Origin of the sequence: Zhongshania aquatica, assembly GCF_027257955.1 — a bacterium.
GTDB lineage: Bacteria > Pseudomonadota > Gammaproteobacteria > Pseudomonadales > Spongiibacteraceae > Spongiibacter > Spongiibacter aquatica.
Window position 1 is genome coordinate 212749 of the sequence record NZ_JANZNQ010000002.1, and the last position, 20337, is coordinate 233085.

Annotated in this window: 17 protein-coding genes; 9 read left to right on the forward strand and 8 right to left on the reverse strand. The window is 49.1% G+C overall.

Features of this window, described 5'->3' with window-relative positions; genetic code table 11:
* The first annotated feature begins 2 nt into the window (after nucleotides 1-2).
* The 4 genes from O9X78_RS02965 (at nucleotide 3) to O9X78_RS02980 (ending at nucleotide 5060) form a co-directional block, all read left to right on the forward strand.
* Nucleotides 3-1241 (forward strand): aspartate aminotransferase family protein, encoded by a 1239-nt coding sequence (locus tag O9X78_RS02965; protein WP_269618122.1) that lies wholly within the window; start codon nucleotides 3-5, stop codon nucleotides 1239-1241.
* The gene (gene doeA, locus O9X78_RS02970) at nucleotides 1238-2506 is read left to right on the forward strand and encodes an ectoine hydrolase (protein WP_269618123.1); all 1269 of its coding nucleotides are present in this window, start codon (nucleotides 1238-1240) and stop codon (nucleotides 2504-2506) included. The genes O9X78_RS02965 and doeA overlap by 4 nt, the downstream gene beginning before the upstream one ends.
* A 79-nt stretch (nucleotides 2507-2585) precedes the next feature.
* Nucleotides 2586-3947, forward strand: coding sequence for an NAD-dependent succinate-semialdehyde dehydrogenase (locus O9X78_RS02975; protein WP_269618124.1), 1362 nt, complete (start codon nucleotides 2586-2588; stop codon nucleotides 3945-3947).
* A gap of 534 nt (nucleotides 3948-4481) precedes the next feature.
* On the forward strand, nucleotides 4482-5060 hold the full coding sequence (locus O9X78_RS02980; protein WP_269618125.1) for an outer membrane beta-barrel protein: 579 nt from the start codon (nucleotides 4482-4484) through the stop codon (nucleotides 5058-5060).
* 55 nt (nucleotides 5061-5115) lie between these two features.
* On the opposite strand, the gene O9X78_RS02985 is transcribed toward O9X78_RS02980, so the two are convergent.
* Nucleotides 5116-6723: a class I adenylate-forming enzyme family protein gene (locus O9X78_RS02985; RefSeq protein ID WP_269618126.1), complete on the reverse strand. Its 1608-nt coding sequence runs from the start codon at nucleotides 6721-6723 to the stop codon at nucleotides 5116-5118.
* A 278-nt stretch (nucleotides 6724-7001) separates the two neighbouring features.
* Between O9X78_RS02985 and dapE the strand changes: the two genes are divergently transcribed.
* On the forward strand, nucleotides 7002-8138 hold the full coding sequence (gene dapE / locus O9X78_RS02990; protein ID WP_269618127.1) for a succinyl-diaminopimelate desuccinylase: 1137 nt from the start codon (nucleotides 7002-7004) through the stop codon (nucleotides 8136-8138).
* A gap of 51 nt (nucleotides 8139-8189) precedes the next feature.
* Here the strand turns inward: dapE and O9X78_RS02995 are convergent, their stop codons facing one another.
* On the reverse strand, nucleotides 8190-9059 hold the full coding sequence (locus O9X78_RS02995) for a class I SAM-dependent methyltransferase (RefSeq protein WP_269618128.1): 870 nt from the start codon (nucleotides 9057-9059) through the stop codon (nucleotides 8190-8192).
* A 41-nt stretch (nucleotides 9060-9100) separates the two neighbouring features.
* On the opposite strand from O9X78_RS02995, the gene O9X78_RS03000 reads away from it, so the two are divergent.
* Nucleotides 9101-9400: an RNA recognition motif domain-containing protein gene (locus O9X78_RS03000; protein ID WP_269618129.1), complete on the forward strand. Its 300-nt coding sequence runs from the start codon at nucleotides 9101-9103 to the stop codon at nucleotides 9398-9400.
* Nucleotides 9390-9650, forward strand: coding sequence for a VF530 family protein (locus O9X78_RS03005; protein WP_269618130.1), 261 nt, complete (start codon nucleotides 9390-9392; stop codon nucleotides 9648-9650). Before O9X78_RS03000 ends, O9X78_RS03005 begins: the two co-directional genes overlap by 11 nt.
* Nucleotides 9651-9654: 4 nt before the next feature.
* Here the strand turns inward: O9X78_RS03005 and O9X78_RS03010 are convergent, their stop codons facing one another.
* On the reverse strand, nucleotides 9655-11814 hold the full coding sequence (locus tag O9X78_RS03010) for a molybdopterin oxidoreductase family protein (protein WP_269618131.1): 2160 nt from the start codon (nucleotides 11812-11814) through the stop codon (nucleotides 9655-9657).
* 312 nt (nucleotides 11815-12126) lie between these two features.
* Between O9X78_RS03010 and O9X78_RS03015 the strand changes: the two genes are divergently transcribed.
* Complete coding sequence (locus O9X78_RS03015; RefSeq protein WP_269618132.1) at nucleotides 12127-13179, forward strand: AraC family transcriptional regulator ligand-binding domain-containing protein; 1053 nt, start codon at nucleotides 12127-12129, stop codon at nucleotides 13177-13179.
* Between the two features lie 104 nt (nucleotides 13180-13283).
* On the opposite strand, the gene sat is transcribed toward O9X78_RS03015, so the two are convergent.
* Both sat and cysC read right to left on the reverse strand, forming a co-directional pair.
* Entirely contained in the window at nucleotides 13284-14480 is a 1197-nt protein-coding gene (gene sat, locus O9X78_RS03020) for a sulfate adenylyltransferase (protein ID WP_269618133.1), read from the reverse strand.
* 101 nt (nucleotides 14481-14581) lie between these two features.
* A complete protein-coding gene (gene cysC / locus O9X78_RS03025; protein ID WP_269618134.1) occupies nucleotides 14582-15193 on the reverse strand; it encodes an adenylyl-sulfate kinase in 612 nt (203 codons plus the stop codon).
* Between the two features lie 234 nt (nucleotides 15194-15427).
* On the opposite strand from cysC, the gene O9X78_RS03030 reads away from it, so the two are divergent.
* Nucleotides 15428-16309 (forward strand): LysR family transcriptional regulator, encoded by an 882-nt coding sequence (locus tag O9X78_RS03030; RefSeq protein ID WP_269618135.1) that lies wholly within the window; start codon nucleotides 15428-15430, stop codon nucleotides 16307-16309.
* A 46-nt stretch (nucleotides 16310-16355) separates the two neighbouring features.
* Here O9X78_RS03030 and O9X78_RS03035 read toward each other — a convergent pair whose 3' ends face one another.
* Genes O9X78_RS03035 through O9X78_RS03045 form a run of 3 tightly spaced genes read right to left on the reverse strand, consistent with a single transcriptional unit; the run spans nucleotide 16356 to nucleotide 20276 of the window.
* Complete coding sequence (locus O9X78_RS03035; protein WP_269618136.1) at nucleotides 16356-17909, reverse strand: long-chain-fatty-acid--CoA ligase; 1554 nt, start codon at nucleotides 17907-17909, stop codon at nucleotides 16356-16358.
* Between the two features lie 40 nt (nucleotides 17910-17949).
* A complete protein-coding gene (locus O9X78_RS03040) occupies nucleotides 17950-19083 on the reverse strand; it encodes an acyl-CoA dehydrogenase family protein (RefSeq protein ID WP_269618137.1) in 1134 nt (377 codons plus the stop codon).
* Between the two features lie 11 nt (nucleotides 19084-19094).
* Entirely contained in the window at nucleotides 19095-20276 is a 1182-nt protein-coding gene (locus tag O9X78_RS03045) for an acyl-CoA dehydrogenase family protein (RefSeq protein ID WP_269618138.1), read from the reverse strand.
* Nucleotides 20277-20337 lie beyond the last annotated feature (61 nt).

Consider the following 20337-nt stretch of genomic DNA (forward strand, 5'->3'; position numbering starts at 1 on the left):
CTATGAGTATTTTTGAACAACGTGAATCCGACATCCGCGCCTATTGCCGGGTTTATCCTGTGGTATTTGACAAAGCCAGCAATGCACGCCAAACCGACGAAGACGGCAAACAGTATATCGATTTTTTCGCCGGTGCCGGCGTTTTAAACTTCGGACACAACAATCCGCGCATGAAAAAAGCCATGATCCAATACTTAGAATCAGATGGTGTTACCCACACTCTAGACATGCACTCCACGGCAAAGCGCGCCTTTATGGAACGGTTTGTAAAAACCATCCTTGAACCCCGCAACATGAGCCACAAGATGCAATTTATGGGTCCAACGGGCACCAATGCGGTTGAAGCCGCACTCAAAATTGCGCGGCGTGCAACAGGTAGACAAGAAATTGCGGCCTTCACCCATGGTTTCCACGGCATGACACTAGGCTCCTTAGCTTGTACTGCCAATGCCTACTTTCGCGGTGCGGCGGGAGTACCACTCAATCACGTTTCGCATCATAAATTTGGATGCACTGAATATCTCGAGCAGCTAACTGCATTTTATGCCGATGCCTCTAGTGGTATCGCACCACCTGCGGCCTTTTTAGTCGAGACTATACAGGCCGAGGGCGGCGTCAACGTAGCTAGTAAAGAGTGGCTACACGCATTAGCGAAACTCGCGAAAGATGTTGGCGCACTGTTAATTATTGATGATATACAAGTCGGTTGCGGACGCACTGGCTCATACTTTAGTTTCGACAATATGGATCTCGATCCTGACATCGTCTGCCTCGCCAAGGGCGTTGGTGGAATGGGCACTCCGATGGCACTGAACCTCGTCAAGCCCGAAATTGATAAACATTGGTCTCCCGGCGAACACACAGGCACGTTCAGAGGTCAATCTCTGTCCTTTATAGCGGGTTCAGAAGCCTTAAGTTATTTTGAAGATGATCAACTGATGACCGAGGTCGGTGAAAAAGCCGAACGCATGGCGCGGGCACTTGCACCGCTAGAGAAAAATTTCGATGCCGTTGCCGTTCGCGGTACGGGCATGATACTCGGCTTAGATGTAGGTAATGGCGAGAACGCCAGAGCCATAGTAGACAGCTGTTTTGACGCAGGCCTGCTTATCGCAAGCTGCGGCACCGGCGGCCGTGTGGTTAAACTGATTCCACCGCTGACTATTCCAGATGATGATCTCGAGCAAGGCTTAGATATTTTGGTGCGTAAAACCACTAAAGTTATGGAGGCTACCGCATGATCGCTCGCGATGACATGACTTTTCCGTTTGAAGAATATCAGAGCAGACTATCGGGCTTACGACAGCGTATTGCTGACCGACGCTTAGATGCCGTGGTGATTTCAGACCCTGAGAACATCATGTATCTGACGGACTACCAAACTACCGGTTACTCGTTTTTTCAAGCTTTAGTTGTACCGTTAGACGATGAGCCTTTCATGATTACTCGTGCGCTTGAGGAATCAAACATCATCGCCCGCACCTGGGTAGAGCGGACACGCCCCTATCCCGATACTGGCGATGCAATACAAATGTTGGTAGATGCTCTGCGGGAATTTGGACTTTCTGATAAACGTATCGGCTACGAACGAAATAGCTATTTCTTCCCAGCCTACCAACAGGACCGCATTCACACCACGCTCACAGAAGCAAAGCTACTCGACTGCTTTGGTATTGTGGAGCAGGGCCGTATCTGCAAATCTCCGGCAGAAATTCAATTAATGCGCAAAGCCGCGTTCGCTACTGAAGCGGGCATGCGAGCCGGTATAGATGCTTGCCAAGCAGGTGTAACAGAAAATGAAATAGGCGCCGCCATCAGTGCCGCTATGTTCTGTGCCGGCGGCGAACCACCTGCGGTTATGCCCTACGTCACCTCGGGGCCGCGCACCATGATTGGCCATGCCACGTGGGAAGGCCGAACCGTGCTACCGGGAGAACATATCTTTTTAGAAGTCGGTGGCTGCTATCGCCGTTACCACACCGCGATGATGCGTACCGTAGTACTCGGTGAACTAAGCAGCTCAATGCATCACGCGCAGGAGAAAATGAAGCATGCACTGCAAGCGGTGCGCGAAAAAGTACAACCCGGAATGACGGTGTCTGACGCAGATAATTTGGTGCGTAATATTATTTCTGACAACGATTGCGGTGCCCGACTCATTACCCGCTCCGGTTACTCTATTGGTATCGCGTTTCCGCCGAGCTGGGACGAGGGTTATATCGTCAGCCTCAAGCAGGGCGAATCCACCGTACTGCAACCTGGTATGACCTTCCATATCATTCCATGGATGTGGGGCGTTGATGGTGACAAAACCTGCGGTATCTCAGACACGATTTACATCACCGATGACGGCTGCGAATCCTTTTTTACCATGGACAAAGATTTCACCGTAAAACCCAATCAGCCCGAACCCGCACTGCTGGAATTTGACGAGGCCCGAAAAAACAAACGAGAAAAAGCCGACGCCAGTAGTCTCGACAAAAACAAAGCAAAAAGCGGCGATTAATTATTTTATTCCAGCGTAAAACGCCGAGAGAGTCCACGCCAGGCGTTCGACGCCCGATCAAAATGACAACGAGGTAGCCATGCTGACATCGACAAACCCATGCACCGGTAAAATTCTTGCCGAATATCCAACTCTCAACAATGCCGAACTCCACGAGCGTATTGGCGACGCCTACCGCGCCGCCGACCAATGGCAGGCCCTGAGCTTTGATGAACGCGCACAAACACTTAGGGCAGTGGCAGCAGAACTACGTAAGCAAAAAAGTACTCTGGCAGAATTAATGGCCCTTGAAATGGGGAAACCGATAAAAGAAGGTGGCCCTGAAGTCGAAAAAGCCGCCGGCTGCGCCGAGTATTACGCCGACCACGCTGCTGAACACCTAGCAGCTCAAACATTGCCTTCTGACGCGAGTAATAGCTATGTTTGCCACCAACCGCTAGGCACCCTACTGGGCATTTTGCCTTGGAATGCTCCGCTGTGGTTGGCTTTTCGCTACTTGGCTCCGGCGCTGATGGCTGGCAATACCTGCGTAATGAAACACGACCCCAATGTACCCGGCTGCGCTATTGCCATCGCAAAAATATTCGCCGACGCGGGCGCCCCCGAAAACATCGTCGTCAACCTACCTATTGGCAATGACACTATCGAAACCGCAATACGCGACCCTCGCATCGCGGCTGTATCGTTTACCGGCTCAGGGAATGCTGGCCGTATTGTTGCCGCTGTTGCCGGTTCGGAAATTAAACCCACGGTACTTGAGCTGGGTGGCTCCGACCCATGCATTGTTCTCGCCGATGCAGACCTAGAGACCGCCGCTGATATTGCCACCCTGTCTAGAATGATCAACGCAGGCCAATCTTGTATCGCCGCAAAACGCATTATTGTCGAAGACGCGGTATACGACGTCTTCGTCGAGAAATTGCAAACTCGTATGGCCAAATTTAAATCCGGTGACCCACTGCTGGCTGACACCGATGTAGGCCCGATAGCCCGCGACGATCTCCGCCAGAATCTACATAGACAGGTCACCGAAACCATTAAGGCCGGCGCCAAATGTCTGCTAGGTGGCGAGCTAAATGACGGTGCAGGATTCTTCTACCCGCCGACCTTGCTTATCGACGTGACCGAAGGTATGTGCGCATTTAAAGAGGAAACCTTCGGGCCGGTCATGGTGGTAATACGTGCCGCAGACGTTGAAGAAGCGGTACAACTGGCCAATGAAACACCCTACGGCCTAGGTGCTGCTGTTTGGACTAGCAATTCAGAACTAGCCACCAATATCGCCAACCGTTTAGAAGCGGGACAAGTTGCCATCAACGGCATCGTTAAAACCGATTCGCGTCTACCAAGCGGTGGCATAAAGGGATCGGGCTACGGCCGTGAACTAGGACCACACGGCATTAGAGAATTTGTGAATTCAAAACAAATTTGGGTAAAGTAAGAATTCCAAGCCAAAGTTTTGAATAATTTCTATCAACAAGTATAACTCGTCGATGGCGGGCGTTAACATTATGAGTGTACTAAATAGCACGAATTAGCCCGCCCTCTTTCACGAATTCATCCTTTCCAGCTCTCACATTCGACTGTGTAAAACTGGCAGCGCTCCGTATTTCTTATTAAAACAATAGTCACCAAAACATATATGCGAATCGTTACGTTCAATACCGCACTGCGTGAGCAATTTTGGAACAAAGAATAGATACTCAACATACAACAAAAATAATAATTTATGCTGGAAAATTTTACTAACACATTAAAGAGACCAAAGAATTTAACAACATAGCTCCGCCGATACCCACCACTTTGTCACAGATAAATCAGCATGCCACATAAGACGGAGAAAACCTCACTCATCCGCTAATATTTCGACTTACCCCTATATATTCTAGTTTCCAGCTCTGCTAAAAATGCACTGCGCCTGCATGCGCACCACGAATGCTTGGAGCACGTGGTAATAAAACACAGGAATATTTTAATGAAACTTGCTCATCCCCTTTTCGTAGCAACAGTGCTTACGTCCTCACTTTCTCACGCTAATACACAATGGTCTGGAGAGCTCATGCTCGGCTTTGCAGAACAAGAGTTGTCTGACTCAAATTTAAGTATTTCTGGAGATGATCGCTCCTTCGGCGCCAGACTGACTTACGCGTTCAATACTAGTTTTGCAATAGAGTTTTCGTATCAGAACTACGGTGAAGCAGAAGACACCTTCGTGGACAGCTTCGGCGACACCATTAAGGATAAATGGGAATCCGACGCATTGTCAGTAGGCATAAAAGGGTCACTCCCAATCGGCGAAGACTTCAACTTGATAGGCCGTCTAGGTATCTCAAAGTGGGACATAAAATTCACCGAAACAGATAGCGCTTTCTCAGGAGAGATCTTCTCAGCCACCGACGAAAGAAACGATATATACGCAGGTGTAGGAATTGAATTCAATATCAATGAAACTATTTTTTCGAATATTGAGTTCACTATGACAAATATGGAAACCAAATACGACATCGACAACGAAGTCAGTAATATTGCCATTTCCATAGGCAAAAAATTCTAAAACCGAGCGCGAGCAACACGACATATTCGTGTAGCTCGCTATCTCTGCACACCAGTTATAGCGGCATTTCGTCAGCCATTTCACGCAGCTTGTTCTTAGCCACTTTCTCTAAGGTCGCACGCGGAAACTCTTCAACAAAATACACGGCACGAGGCACTTTAAAGTCGGCGAGATTGGCTTTGCAATGATCGATAATTGCCTGACCAAATGCCGCTTCATCCTCTGGCGCTCCCCAACCCTTTATCACAAAGGCCACCGGCACCATATCTAACATCTCGTGGGATTTCGCAACAATCGCCACTTCACCTACGCCGCCGCCCGGCACTTGCATACACACTTCTTCCACTTGACGGGCCGATACGTTCTCGCCGCCAACTTTAAGTGCATCTTTGTCTCGGTCAGTAAAATAGAAGTTACCTTCGTCACCAACGCTGACCATATCACCGGTTTTAAACCAGCCATTGGGGGTAAAGGATTTGGCCATGGCTTCTTCGTTTTTATAGTATTCGAGGAAGATATTTACACCGCGTGTACCTTGCACCCACAACTCGCCAATTTCACCTTTTTTGCACATAGCGCCGGTTTCTGGATTCACCACCGCCAAGTGGTAGCCGGGTGTGGGCTTACCAATAGAGCCCTGCGGCCAATCACTCACGAAATCGGAACGGGTGGCGTGGGTAACGGTTTCCGTCATGCCCCAGCTTGCAAAGGGTTTGGCCTTGAGCCAGCCTTCAATTTCTTTCCAAATAATCCCCATCGGCATGACTTTTAAGCTATGGTTTTCGGGCACCGCTTGCATACCAATCGCTTTAAAGACAAAGGGAATCATTGAGCAGTGGCTAACTTGGTGCTTCTCGATAATTTCCCAGAATCGGCTGGCTGAAAACTTAGGTAGCAATACCGCCGTCGCGCCGACACCGAGAGAGCCCCAAAACGCCCAGCTTTGGCAGTTTACGTGGAAGAAGGGCAAGAAGCCCAAATATACGCTGTCAGTATTCATGCCCATGCTCTGTGAGCCCATATTGCCAGACCACAGGGCGTTGGCGTGGGTGTGTACGACCGCTTTTGGCAATGAGGTTGTGCCTGAGGTAAACATAATTCCTGCAGGTAACATAGGCTCAGCAGGGCGTTCTGGCAGCGCGGCAGCGTCGCCATACAAGCTGCTAAACGCATCTACGCCATCAGTCGACTCTTCTGCGACTTCGCCCGAATTATTATCGGTGCTAACAATCCATTTCAGACTGGTGGCGCTTTTGCGAACTTCCTCTATGAATTTTGGCTGAGTGATGGCACCCACCGCTTCGGTGTGACGGGCGAAGTATTCGATTTCACCCCCCACACTGCGGGTATTTGTGGTCACACCCACGGCGCCGATTTTGGCGCAGGCATACCATGCCAATACCATTTCAGGGCAGTTTTCCGCGTGAATCATGATTTTATCGTGCTTGCGAACACCTTTAGCGTAAAGTCCCGCAGCGATTTTGCTGGTTTCTTCGTCGAAGGCTTTATAGGTCCAGCTTTGATCTTCAGCGGAACGCGGCTCCCAAATCATAAAGGGATGGTCGGGTTTCACCCGCGCCCAATGACGGAGTCGCTGTGGAATATCCTGATCTGCAAAGTCGAATTCGGCGGCAGCCGACGCGATGTCCAAATCCATGCTCATAGCCTTTCCTCTGATTCTCATTATGGTTTTTGAAAGCATGCCGCCTTACGCTATCTGCATTGCGGGCAGCATTACCATTTAGGCATTTGATAATAGCCAAGCTGCCCAGCACCCTCTATGACATTTCCACTCATTCGAGGTGATAATGAGTGTTTCGGTCAGTCCTAGTCACTCGGGCTAAAGCGCCTTTATGCACAGTTAGATTCTGTTAGAATACCGCGCTTACGCAATGGCAGCCGCCTTGATATCTGACCCTTTAAAGAAGCCGACACCGCCCTATGACATCGCTCTCTCCGACTTTACAACTTGCCTGCGAACTCATCGAACGGCCCTCTGTAACACCAGCTGACGCCGACTGCCAGGCCATTATGATGGCGCGCCTAGAAAAAATAGGCTTCGAATGTCAGTCATTACGTTTTGGTGATGTCGATAATTTCTGGGCAGTACACGGCAGTAGCGGCCCGATATTTTGCTTTGCTGGCCATACCGATGTAGTGCCGACCGGTCCCGCTGCCAATTGGCAAACCCAGCCCTTTGAGGCAGTCATTCAAGACGGCATGTTGCGCGGTCGCGGCGCCGCCGACATGAAGGGCAGCTTGGCAGCAATGATTACCGCCTGCGAAAATTTTGTCGCAACCAATCCTGACCACAGCGGGCGCATCGCATTTTTAATTACCAGCGACGAAGAAGGCCCGGCTATTAACGGCACCATTAAAGTCGTTGAGTGGTTGGAACAGCAGAACGAGAAAATCACCTGGTGTTTGGTGGGCGAGCCATCCTCTACCGACAATGTCGGCGACGTGATAAAAAATGGCCGCCGCGGCTCGCTGGGCGCGGTGATGAAAGTGCGCGGCATTCAAGGCCACGTGGCTTACCCACATCTGGCAAGAAATCCAATTCACCTCGCAACACCGGCCTTGGCCGCACTTGCGGCTGAAGTATGGGACGAAGGCAACGACTTTTTCCCCGCAACCTCATTTCAAATTTCGAATATCAACGGCGGCACCGGCGCAACCAATGTCATCCCCGGCGAACTGGAGGTTGTTTTCAACTTCCGATTCTCTACTGAACTAACAGCGGATATATTAAAAACCCGCACTCAAGGGATACTCGATCAGTTCCAACTGGATTACAGCATTGATTGGAATTTAAGCGGTCAGCCCTTTTTAACCGCCGAAGGTCCGTTGGTCGAAGCAGCACAAACTGCTATTAAGGCGGTAACAGGCACCGACACAATTTTATCCACTGCGGGCGGCACCTCCGACGGCCGTTTTATCGCGCCGACAGGTGCGCAGGTTGTCGAGCTAGGGCCGGTTAATGCCACCATTCATAAAGTAGACGAATGCGTTAAAGCTGAGGATTTAGATAAATTATCGCTGATGTACGAAGGCATGTTAAAGGCGCTACTGCCGTAGCGCGCTGTTGAAATGCACGTTCTTCAATTGCTCTTTTTGTCCGGCGAGGCCTTACTTCGGAAAGGCCTTTAAGGGATATATATCAAAGCGTACCGCTTTTCCTGCAACTGACAACTGCGGTTTTCGCTCTGCCAAATAGGCCGCTTTAGGTGGCCGCTTCACCACCACCCGATGCTTTGCACGCTGCAAGGCTAAATCTAGTAAAGCGCCACTATCCTCATCTAAACCAACCAAGGAATGAAACAAACGCATTTCTTTTTTCGCCAGTGCCGACTTACCGGATACAGGAAACATCGGATCTAAATAAACCACGTCAGGACAGTCTTCCGCCGCTAAGCTAGTTAAATAATCCGCCGCCGCCAATTCATGTAAACGCATGCGGCTGGCAATCTCATAACACTCCTCGGAACGCTCGGCTCGGCGCAAACCGTCGGCCAGCAGTGCCGCTACCACCGGCATGCGCTCGCACATGGTGACGGTGCAGCCATTGCTGGCCATCACAAAGCTATCCCGACCAAGCCCTGCCGTCGCATCCAGCACACTAGCGCGATTGCGACTGCCGCCAACCGCCTTTATCAATAACTCCTTACCCGGATGGCGATTGCGCTGCGCCAATACAAAATCCACAGCGACCGGATGCTCGCGGTTCACCGACGACAAACCAACAACTAAGCGATCCGCCTCATAAAATACGTGCAACTGATTCACTTGCTCGCTCCAATCGTCGACCAAGGCTAAGCCCAACCGAAGCGCTAACTCTGCGCTGGCTGCACTGGTGTTTAATACGAGTGGCGATGAAGATAAGCTCACAAAAATTATGTCGGCAATGAATAAGGGCCACGATGTTAGGATATTTAACGCATCACGAACAGTCGTCAGGAATGTTTTCCTGCAAAGATAGCAGGCGAAGATAATATCCATACCAGCTATAATCCACGCCATATGACTACGACGGTACAGCAATGAAATTATTGATACGCAATTTAAACCGCACCACCACCGAAGCTGAGCTTTTAGATCTGTTTGAAGAATTTGGTAGCGTGCAGTCACTGAACTTAGTCAGAGACGAAGAGGCTAAACTATCTAAAGGGTTTGGTTTTGTTAATATGCCCAAGGCTGGCGAAGCCAAAGTAGCAATGCAAAACCTGAATGGCAAAATCATTGCTGGTTTTAAAATTCGCGTCAAAAAAGCTGAGGCTAGTGTTGTCGACACCGACAGCGATGATATTGAAGCTATCGACGATAACCACGATGAATCCTGAAGACAAAGACACAAGGCCATCGTCCCCCGGCTCTAAAGATCCTCTGCACGGCTTAACATTAGAGATGGTCATTATAAAACTAGAGGCCCAATTCGGTTGGGAAGAACTGGGACGCCGGGTAAAAATTAAGTGCTTTACCGACGACCCTAGTGTGTCATCTAGCCTAAAGTTTCTGCGGCGCACGCCGTGGGCGCGACAAAAAGTAGAAGCCCTGTATATACGCAGTCAGCGCCCCAGCCGAAAATCATAAAACCTCAGGCGCTGATGGCAGTACTGTCTTGAACTGCCATCAGTGTCACCGGCACACCGTTCAGCACGGCATTCCCCGATAGCTCATCAATATGCATTTCATCAGTAAGGTCGTTCACGCTGACTCCGGCATGGGCTTCCGCTGTTTGCCATTGCGTACCACCGAGATTATGCCCCCAACCGTGGGGAATACTAATTACGCCCGACATCATTTCATCACTAAGCTGCGCGGCTAACTCAACACTACCAACCCGCGAACTCACCCTAACCATGTCCCCTTCTGCAATTGCCAACGCCTGCGCATCAATCGGATTTATCAAGGCGGTACAGCGCGACTTGCCCTTCACCAGGCGGTGACTATTGTGAAGCCACGAATTATTGCTGCGCACATCCCGGCGACCAATAAGTAAAAACTGTTCTGGCTTCTTGTCTGGATTCAAAAATTTAGCGTCTACCCGCGCTAAATCCTTAAGAAAGAATTCTGTCTCTAAGTGGATTTTTCGGTCGCGATGATACAAACCCTTCGGCAGAGCGGGCTTGAGTGCACCCAAGTCGATACCGTGTGGTGATTTTTTGAGCTTCGCCATAGACAATCCTTTGAAGGGGTTTAAACCACCCCCATAAGGCCCCTGACGCAACAGCAACGTGAGCAGGCCAGATGGTCCAGCCCGACGAAGTAATTGCCTACTCAGCTTATCCTTGAGCCCTCGTGCTGGTTGCAGGCGATCACGCAAGCTCAGTAAAATTTCCCAATCGTGTCTCGCATCCGCCCGTCGTGGAAACAGCGCTTTGGCATAACGGGCGTTATTACGAACCGCCAAAACATTGAAAATAACGTCATAGTGCTCACGCTCAAGTGGGCTTACCGGCGGCAATATAAAATCTGCGTGGCGACTGCTTTCGTTAATATAAAAATCGATAGCAACTAGCAGGTCTAAACCTTTAAATGCGCGATCTAACTGCTCACCATTAGGCGTCGACAATACCGGATTACCGGCCATTAGCAGCATCCCCTTAATCTGCCCCTCCCCCTGCGTCGCAATCTCCTCGGCTAAAACCGCAACTGGCAGCTCACCATTAAATTCTGGCAGGCCCCGCACGCGGCTATGGAAGCGCCCCATATTTCCCTTGCCACTTTGGGCAAGAATATCAACCGCTGGTTTAGTAAACATCAAGCCGCCAACACTATCCAAACGCCCGGTTAAAATGTTAAATAACATGATGAGATACTGGCTTAAGGTGCCAAACTCCTGCACAGACACGCCTAAGCGGCCGTACATTACCGGCGCTTTAGCAGCACAAAACTCTCTCACCAAACCGCGAATGACCTCGGCGGACATGCCCGTCAAAGGAGCCACCATTTCTGGGCTATAGGCGCCGAATTTATCGGCTAAACTCATGGGCCCCTGATCAAGATGCTTCGCCAAACTGCCGGTATTAACCAGTCCCTCTGCAAACAGCACGTTTAACATGGCCAGTAAAACCAGTACGTCTGTACCTGGGCGTACAAAGTGATGCGCATCGGCCAGCTCCGCCGTCGCTGTGCGGCGAGGATCAACCACAACAACTTTGCCGCGCTTGCGAACATCTTTAAGACGTTGCTTTACGTCAGCAACGCTCATAATGCTGCCATTCGATGCCAAAGGATTGGCGCCGAACATTAAAAAGTAATCGGTATTATCGATATCCGGCACCGGAATCCGCAATTGATGACCAAATAGCTTCCACGACACAATATGGTGCGGCAGCTGATCTACCGAGGTTGCCGAAAACTTATTCTTGGTCTTTAAGGCTCGTAAGACCCCGCCGCTCATTAACAGCGACCCAGTGTTATGAACATTGGGGTTGCCAAGGTAAACGCCCAGGGAATCATTACCGTGTTCAGCCTGCAGGCTTTTGATGCGAGACGCGACCTTGTCTAATGCTTCTTCCCAAGACAACTCCCGCCACTCACCATCAACTTTCTCCATGGGTGTGCGGATTCGATCTGGATCTTCATATAAGTCTTTTAGGGCAAGCGCTTTTGGGCAGATATGACCACGGCTAAAGCTGTCTTGCTCGTCGCCTTTAATGGTCGTTATCTTGTCGTTCTCCACCGTGATTTCGATACCGCACATCGCTTCACATAAATTGCAGGTACGGAAATGTTTGCTTGTAGATCCCACGGCACCACCTCTCTTACGCATCGTTATTATCATTTAGTACGCAGAATCTACGCACAAAGTAGCTCGATGTTATCAGCGATTACACCCTATTTGCTAATTTCGAAGAAATCTTCTTATTTCAGCTATTTCACACTGCTCTTCAAATACCAGAAAGTGGTAAGCTGAGACGTAAATACCAATTTGGCCTTTCTGAGAAATCCCCCACATTGCGTAACGCTCTCCGGCAAACTGATTTATGTCACACCCTGCAGAATATTCGGCATAAAATTTGCTATGAAGAAAAGACCAAGAAAACGACAAGAAGTAGGTGATATGAAGCACACTCTGACTGAAGACGAGGACGTCCTGCATGCATTATTTGAAGCGTGTAAAAGTTTAGGCATCGATCTCAAGGACGCCGCGAGTAAAGCCGGCCTACCTGCCAAATTACTGACATTACCCAATCATTTTGTACCCAGTCATTTACTCAATTATTTACTAGAAACCATTGCCAAAGACTATCACTGCCAAGATTTCGCCCTCCATATTGCCAGCAAACTACAATCACCTGAACTGGGCCTGCCCACCACGGTAATGTCACTTAGCTCGGATTTCAAAACCGGTTTAGAACACGCCAGCCACTACAGTGCATACTACCAAGACACCGGATATTGGCGGCACGACATCTGCGACGAGCAAGTTACCTTAGTCAAGTCTGCCAACAGCCTTAGCAGTAAGTATTACCGACAGCGGAACCTACTTGGCACCGCGCAGATGTTTCTATTGTTGAACACCCTATCGAGTCATTTATGGCAACCCAAGAAGGTCTGCTTTAGTTTTTCTGATCCCGGCGCCAAATTTTCACAAACCTACCGCGATTTTTTTGATTGCGAGCTTATTTTCGATCAGCCCAATGACAGCATCTCTTTCCCTGTAGATTATTTGGAATTCAGCATCAGCAGCAGTGACCCGATGTTATTGCGAAGCATGGAAGTACACATAAGGGGCTTACAAGAGGAATTACTGCACGGCAGAGATATTGTCGAGAGGTGTCGCCTGCTCATCGATGAACGACTGCGTTTTGCCCATTGCTCTGAGGATGAATTGGCCTTCTATCTGAAAATTTCTACAGCAGAATTACAGCGTGAGTTAAAACAAGCCAACACCAGTTTTAAACATTTAATAGAACAACAGATCAGCGCTCGGGCCGCGTTTTACGCCACGCGTTGCCATGCCCCAATGGACATCGTTCTGTCCTGCCTCATGCCGGACGATGAAGAACGGCTATACGCCTTACTCAAAGAGCGAGAAAAAGACCCGACTGAGCCAACCTTGAGACAGGACGACATAATAAAAGGTGGCATCAGCAAACCATTTATCGGTTAAACCGCCACCATGCCAAGCGATTAAAACCAGCCATTTAGACAATAAAAAAGCCGGAGTAATTAGCTCCGGCTTTTTTATTTACACGATCGATAGTGCCTTAGCGATTAAGCCTTAGCATCTTCAATCTGGTAGTAGTCCATCAGAATCTTAGCCACTTCTGGACGTGAAAACTCCGGCGGTGGCGCAATGCCAGCACCCAACATTTCACGTACTTTAGTACCTGACAGCAATACGAAGTCTTCTTTGCTGTGATCTGGCGCGTCGCGCATCATCACAACTTTGTCGAGTTTCTTCGAGTATGCGGTGTGGTCTGCGCGGTAAATTTCGATATCCATTGCGCCTGCTGGAACTTTTTCGTCGAAAATAGTTTGCGCATCAAAACCGCCGTAGTAATCGCCCACACCAGCGTGATCACGACCAACAATCAGATGAGTACAGCCACAGTTCTGACGGAACAGTGCGTGCAATACCGCTTCGCGAGGACCAGCGTAAAGCATGTCGAAGCCGTAACCAGTGATCATCACTGTGTTTTTAGGGAAGTAAACCTCAACCATTTTACGAATAGACGCATCACGTACGTGAGCAGGAATATCGCCTGGTTTCAATTGACCCAACAGCATGTGAATCAAAATACCGTCGGTGCCAAGATCTTCCATTGCCATGCGGCACAGTTCTTCGTGGGCACGGTGCATTGGGTTGCGAGTTTGGAAAGCAACCACTTTTTCCCAGCCGCGCTCTGCAATTTCGTTTCGAATTTCAACCGCGGTGCGGAAAGTATCTGGGAAGTCGGCTTGGAAGTACGAGAAGTTCAGAACCTGGATTGGGCCAGACAACATCGTGTTGCCCTGCGCTTTAAAAGTTTGTACGCCTGGGTGCTTGTCATCCAAGGTGCCGAAAATATTCTCAGCCATAAAATCGATTTGCTCAGCGCTAACGCTTTCAACCGCTTCCACGTCCATGATTGCCAGAACGGGATTGCCTTCGACATTAGGATCACGCAGGGCAATACGCTGACCAGCAGTGATGCCCTGAGCATCTTTAGTCAGATTAACGATAGGCACGGGCCAGAATAAACCGTCAGTCGTGCAAAGGTCTTTGGCTACCGCCAAAGAATCGGCTAGGTTCATATAGCCTTTTAATGGGGTGAAGTAACCCGCACCCAGCATAACGGCGTTAGCTGCCGCCGCAGAACTCACCAATAGCGAAGGCAGGGTTTCTGCCTCTGCATTCAATGCGTGGTGTTTTTCAGTGTCGTATACGAATAATGGGCTAAGCTCGTCGGCGCCATGTGGTTTGATCATTTTTATAACTCCGTTAGTTAGAAAGTCTGACGTCTAGTGTCTGACGTCGGACGAAAACATAAATGCGACTCAGGCGTCAGTCGCCTGACGTCCGTCACGCTTTAAATAATTCCGCGCTCGGTCATCATCGCCAGCAGAATTTCCACTTCTTCTTCCAAGCTCTGCTCATGGCTGTTCAACACCAGCTCGGCATTCAGTGGCGCTTCATATGGATCAGAAATACCGGTAAAGTTTTTGATCTCGCCTGCGCGGGCTTTTTTGTATAACCCTTTAGGGTCGCGCTGCTCGGCTACATCTAATGGCACATCAACGAAAATTTCGAGGAAATCCATGTCACCGGCATCGTGCAATTCACGAACGATGTCGCGGTCAGCGCGGTAAGGGCTAACAAAGCTAGACAATACAATAACGCCAGTGTCGACAAACAGTTTAGAGATTTCGCCGATACGACGGATATTCTCGGTACGGTCTTCAGCGCTAAAACCAAGGTTTTTGTTGATGCCCAAACGGATGTTATCACCGTCTAAACGGTAGCAAAGATGGCCTTTTTCCATCAGTGCTTTTTCCAAAGCCACTGCAACGGTGCTCTTGCCACTGCCAGACAGACCGGTGAACCACAGGGTGGCGCCTTTTTGCTTAAGTAGCTTATTGCGGTCTTCGCGGCTGACTTCGCCATCATGCCAATACACATTCGTTGCTTTTACTTCGGTCATTCTTCTATCTCCACAGAGTAGTGCTAAATTGTCTTGCTAAAGCTCGTTCACACCAATTTGATTGCATTTATCGCGAACAAAAAACGGCGACCATCGCTTTTTCAGGCGGCCATACTAAAAGCATTATGATCACAAGTAAAACGGGATATTATTATAGTCAGTATCGATTTTATCGATACTGGCACCCTATTCAGCTACACTTCAGTACGCGCTTAAAAAGTGGAGTTATACTCGGTGAATTTCAGCATCCGGCAATTGGAAATCTTTCTCGCGGTCGCCAAATACCAAAGTGTATCCAAGGCGGCAGACCAACTATGCCTGTCCCAATCTGCGGCCAGCGCCTCATTGCAAAACCTGGAGAAGGCTTACGGCGTCAACCTATTTGACCGCCAAGGCAATAAAATTAAGCTCAATGCGATCGGCCACACCCTGCGCAAAGAAGCAGAAACCTTGTTCGCCCACTGCCAGCAATTCGACGACGCCTTAAAACGTCATGCCGACATCGGCCATTTACGGGTTGGTGCAAGCTTTACCATCGGCAACCATCTTGTGGTGCGCTACCTCGCGGATTATTTAGCAAGCTACCCCGACGCCGACGTACAGTTTGAAACCGCCAACACTCCCGACATCGTCGCGAAGGTCCTGAATTATGAAGTTGACGTTGGCATGATTGAACGGGAAGTCCAGCACCGCGAGCTAGAGCTGATACCGTGGAAAGAAGACGAGCTAGTGGTGTTTTGCAGCGCTTCTCACCCGCTGGCACAGAAGGGAGTCCTCAAGGATAAGGACATTAAGGAAGCACGGTGGATTTTAAGGGAGCCGGATTCAGGCGCTCGCTTCACATTCGACCGGGCACTTGCGGGCTTATTGCCAGACATTGAAATTTACCGAGAATTCAAGCACAACGAAGCGATTAAAAGCGCGGTGGAATCTGGACTGGGAATCGGATGTTTGTCTAAGGTTGTACTGCAAAACGATTTTCGCAACGGCGATTTAGTACCGCTCACCCTAGCAAACCGAGATATGACAAGAACCTTCTACTTTGCCCTACCCAAGCAACGACATAAAAAAGCGGCCGTTGAGTTTTGGGTAGAGCTTTGTCGAAAAATGACTTAAGAAACTCTGCGCAACTTAGTGATGCACCAGAGTTTGCAGAGATGCCTCAGGCGATAGGCGGATATTTCTCCGCCATCATCACCCGAATATCCTTCTTCAAAACCTTGCCAGTTGGGTTACGAGGCAGAGCGGCAATGTACTCTACTTTGCGAGGAATCTTGTAACCCGCAAGTTTGCCACGACAAAATTTCGTCAACTCTTCCGCGCTAAGCTCTGGCTGACCACCAGACACAAGTACCGCAAGAGGTATCTCTCCCCACTTTTGATCGGGCACACCGATAACAGACACGTCTTGAATCTGTTCATGAGACATTAATAAATTCTCAATTTCAGCAGGATAAATATTCTCACCACCAGAGATGATCATATCCTTAACGCGATCTTGAATATAAATGTAGCCTTCTTCATCCATACGCCCAGCATCGCCGGTATGCAGCCAACCATCGACCACTGTTTTGGCTGTCGCTTCTGGATTCTTCCAGTAGCCCTGCATCACCTGTGGACCTTTGGCAACGATTTCGCCAATTTCCCCCAAGGGCAACTCATGGCCATCGTTACCAACAATCCGTATCTCAGTACCAAACACCGCGCGACCGCATGAGCGCAATAACTCAGGACGTCCCGCTAATGCCATTTTATGATCTTCGGCAGTGAGAAAGGTTAAGCCCATGGTCGACTCTGTTTGACCATAGCCTTGAACGAAGTCACAGCCAAACGCGTCCATACACTGCTGTAATAATGATTCTGAGATAGGTGACGCACCATAGTTGATCGTATGCAGCTCAGAAAAATCGTAGTCCTTAATATTGGCAACCATCGCCAAAGAAAACTGCAGCATGACCGGAATAACCGCCACGGTGTTTATGTGCTCTTTCGCAAGGGTTTCAATCATGCCCACCGGATCGTAATCACGATGAATAATCAACGAACTGCCATAGATGACGCCCATTAGCGACCCGACTAAACCGACCGCGTGAAAAGTGGGCGCTATTACTAAAGAGCGCTCGCCAACACGGGCGCCAACACCTGTCGTCATCGGCGCTTGATAAGTATTGGCCAGTACATTGTAGTGACTAATAAGTACACCCTTGGGCAAACCGGTAGTACCGCTGGTATACATCTGAAATAGGGTATCGTCGCCACTTATCTCGACTTCATTCAAGGTCGCGGTGTCAGACAGCCAGCTATCTAATTTTGGCGCACTGCTATCGCTATCAATACAAACACAGGTTTTTGAACGCAAATATTCGCCGCGAAGACCATCAAACTCTTGGTCAAAAAACAACATCTGCACATTCGCATTACTGGCAATAAACTCAACTTCGGTAGGTACCAGACGATAGTTCAATCCAACAACGACCGCACCAATACGCGCGCAAGCGAGGAAGAGGCACAAATTATCCACCGAGTTTTTAGCCAATACCGCCACTCGATCGCCTTTTGCGATACCGCTGCTTTGAATGTTCGCAGCAATGACATTGATATAGTCCCAAGCCTCAGCATAAGTCAGCGATTTTTTACCGTCACTGGCCATCATTATGTGGCCGCGAATACCCGCATGAAACTTAGTATGATCGTTCAAATTATTAAATAGCTTCATCGTTTCTCTCTGCTATATCGTTATTATTTGCTGGAAAAGGTTAAAGATATCGCATGTCGCTAAAGCGACGACGATGGATATCTGAACCACCAAAATACATATCAATCATCATTAAACGCTTCAAATAATGACCGATGGGCATTTCGTTCGTTACCCCCATACCACCATGTAATTGCACCGCTTCTTCAGCAATTTTTCGGCCGTACTTACCGACCATCGCTTTCAGTACGGCGACGTCTTGGCTGCGCTCCTCGCTACCATCCAATATAGCGCATTGTGCTCTAACGAGCAGAGAACGACATTGTTCGGTGGCCATGAACATATCGACCATACGATGCTGTAGCGCTTGAAAGCTACCAATAGTCACACCAAACTGCTTACGCGTATTGGCGTACTCAGCGGTTGCTTTATACAGATAAGTCATCGCACCTACTGCCTCTGCGCACAATGCCACTAGGGCTTCGTCAACTACTTCGGCGATCAAGGGATACGCATCTCCCTCTTGGGTCAACATATCAGCTTGGTCTATAACTAGATCGGTAAATTGAATATTACAGGCGTGCTGTCCATCCATTAAACGAACTGTTTCTATCTTCAGTGCGGGATTAGTCGCATCTACAACAAACAAGCTAATACCAGACTCACTATTCACATCACCGGAGCTACGTGCCGCCACAATAAAGTGGCTGGCTTTGGCGTTGAGTACTAATTTTTTCTCACCGCTTAGATGATAACTATCACCTTTTTTACTTGCCGTAGTACTGACGTGACTTAATGAAAAACTGCTTTGCGCCTCTAGCCATGCAAAACTGTACTGGGCTTCACCAGATATTACAGTCGGCATTGCGCGGCTTTTAAGGTCGTCGTTTGTTGAGCGCGCAATTAGTTGGCCCGCCAGCACAATCGATGACCAATAGGGTTCAACAACAAGGACTTGACCAAACTCCTCCATAACCGCCGATACATCAGCAACGTTGCCGCCGAAGCCGCCGTCAGCCTCGGAAAAAGGAATAGTTAACCAGCCTAACTCAGAGAACGTCGCCCAGTGTTCAGCGCTATATCCGGCCTCATTTTTTACGATGGCTTCTCTTTGCTCCGGCGCATAATTGTCTGCCAGAAATTTTGCCACGCTGTCTTTCAGCATGACTTGTTCTTCAGTTAATGAAAAATCCATTCTTAAGCCCCCTAGCGCGCTTGTAGACCGAGCGCGAATTTAGCAATGATGTTGCGCTGTACTTCGTTACTGCCGCCAAAAATGGTGCAGGCCCGGCCAAACATATACTCACGTCGCGCTTTATTACCGTCGCTTTCCCACAATTCATCGTCGGCATCAGGCGATATTCCTCCGAATCCTGCGGCAACATCCCACTGCAGAGACTGAACAGCTTGCTGCATTTCAGTGCCCTTTAATTTGAGCAATGACGACTCCATACCCGGCGCACCGCCGCTATCGATAGCGCTTAATACTCTAAGTTCTAAAAACTCTAGCGCCATTACTTCCATTTCCACGTCGGCTAGGCGCCCACGAAAATCGCTATCATCAATTAAGCGAGACCCACTTGCAGACACCTGACTTGCTAATTGGCGAATATGGGTCAATTTACGTTTGCAATATCCCACACCAGACAATGCCGTGCGCTCGTAGGTCAGTAAGGCTTTGGCGTAAGTCCAACCCTCATTTTCATCGCCAATGCGATTTGCCACAGGCACCCGCACATTCTCAAAATTCACTTCATTTAAATGGTGCTCATCATCCACAGAAATGATCGGTGACACTGTGATACCCGGCGATTTCATGTCGATGAGTAAAAAGGAAATTCCCTGCTGCGGCTTGCCGGTATTGTCAGTGCGGACAAGGCAGAATATCCAATCAGCGTATTGCGCAAACGTCGTCCAGATTTTTGTACCATCAATAATATAATCATCGCCATCACGCACCGCGCGGGTTTGTAAGGCGGCAAGATCCGAGCCAGCACCCGGTTCGGAATAGCCTTGGCACCACCAGATATCTGAAGATTTGGTTATAGGAAGAAAACGCGCCTTTTGTTCTTCTGAGCCATAGCTGTACAAAACTGGCGCCACCATTTTTATACCCATCGGCACCACATCAGGAGCACCAGCCGCGGCCAATTCGGTGGTGTAAATATACTTTTGGGTTGCACTCCAACCCGTACCACCATGTTCGACTGGCCAGCCATTGGCAGCCCAACCTTTGCCATCAAGTAGCTTTTGCCACTCGACGCTAGCATCGCGAAAAGTTTTAGGATGATGAATACGGGCGGCAAGATCTGGAGTGAAGTTGTCGCGCATAAATCCGCGAACTTCTTCCTGAAATGCCAATTCCTCAGGGCTGAATTTTGCGTGCATACGGGTTCTCTTCTTATGTGATATCAAATGCAAATCAAAGCGTCAAAACTCGGCAGCGAGT

Coding starts and splice junctions, on each gene's coding strand:
- O9X78_RS02965 (WP_269618122.1), top strand. CDS start 3: ATGAGTATTTTTGAACAACGTGAATCCGACATCCGCGCCTATTGCCGG.
- doeA (WP_269618123.1), top strand. CDS start 1,238: ATGATCGCTCGCGATGACATGACTTTTCCGTTTGAAGAATATCAGAGC.
- O9X78_RS02975 (WP_269618124.1), top strand. CDS start 2,586: ATGCTGACATCGACAAACCCATGCACCGGTAAAATTCTTGCCGAATAT.
- O9X78_RS02980 (WP_269618125.1), top strand. CDS start 4,482: ATGAAACTTGCTCATCCCCTTTTCGTAGCAACAGTGCTTACGTCCTCA.
- O9X78_RS02985 (WP_269618126.1), bottom strand. CDS start 6,723: ATGAGCATGGATTTGGACATCGCGTCGGCTGCCGCCGAATTCGACTTT.
- dapE (WP_269618127.1), top strand. CDS start 7,002: ATGACATCGCTCTCTCCGACTTTACAACTTGCCTGCGAACTCATCGAA.
- O9X78_RS02995 (WP_269618128.1), bottom strand. CDS start 9,059: ATGGATATTATCTTCGCCTGCTATCTTTGCAGGAAAACATTCCTGACG.
- O9X78_RS03000 (WP_269618129.1), top strand. CDS start 9,101: ATGAAATTATTGATACGCAATTTAAACCGCACCACCACCGAAGCTGAG.
- O9X78_RS03005 (WP_269618130.1), top strand. CDS start 9,390: ATGAATCCTGAAGACAAAGACACAAGGCCATCGTCCCCCGGCTCTAAA.
- O9X78_RS03015 (WP_269618132.1), top strand. CDS start 12,127: ATGAAGCACACTCTGACTGAAGACGAGGACGTCCTGCATGCATTATTT.
- sat (WP_269618133.1), bottom strand. CDS start 14,480: ATGATCAAACCACATGGCGCCGACGAGCTTAGCCCATTATTCGTATAC.
- cysC (WP_269618134.1), bottom strand. CDS start 15,193: ATGACCGAAGTAAAAGCAACGAATGTGTATTGGCATGATGGCGAAGTC.
- O9X78_RS03035 (WP_269618136.1), bottom strand. CDS start 17,909: ATGAAGCTATTTAATAATTTGAACGATCATACTAAGTTTCATGCGGGT.
- O9X78_RS03040 (WP_269618137.1), bottom strand. CDS start 19,083: ATGGATTTTTCATTAACTGAAGAACAAGTCATGCTGAAAGACAGCGTG.
- O9X78_RS03045 (WP_269618138.1), bottom strand. CDS start 20,276: ATGCACGCAAAATTCAGCCCTGAGGAATTGGCATTTCAGGAAGAAGTT.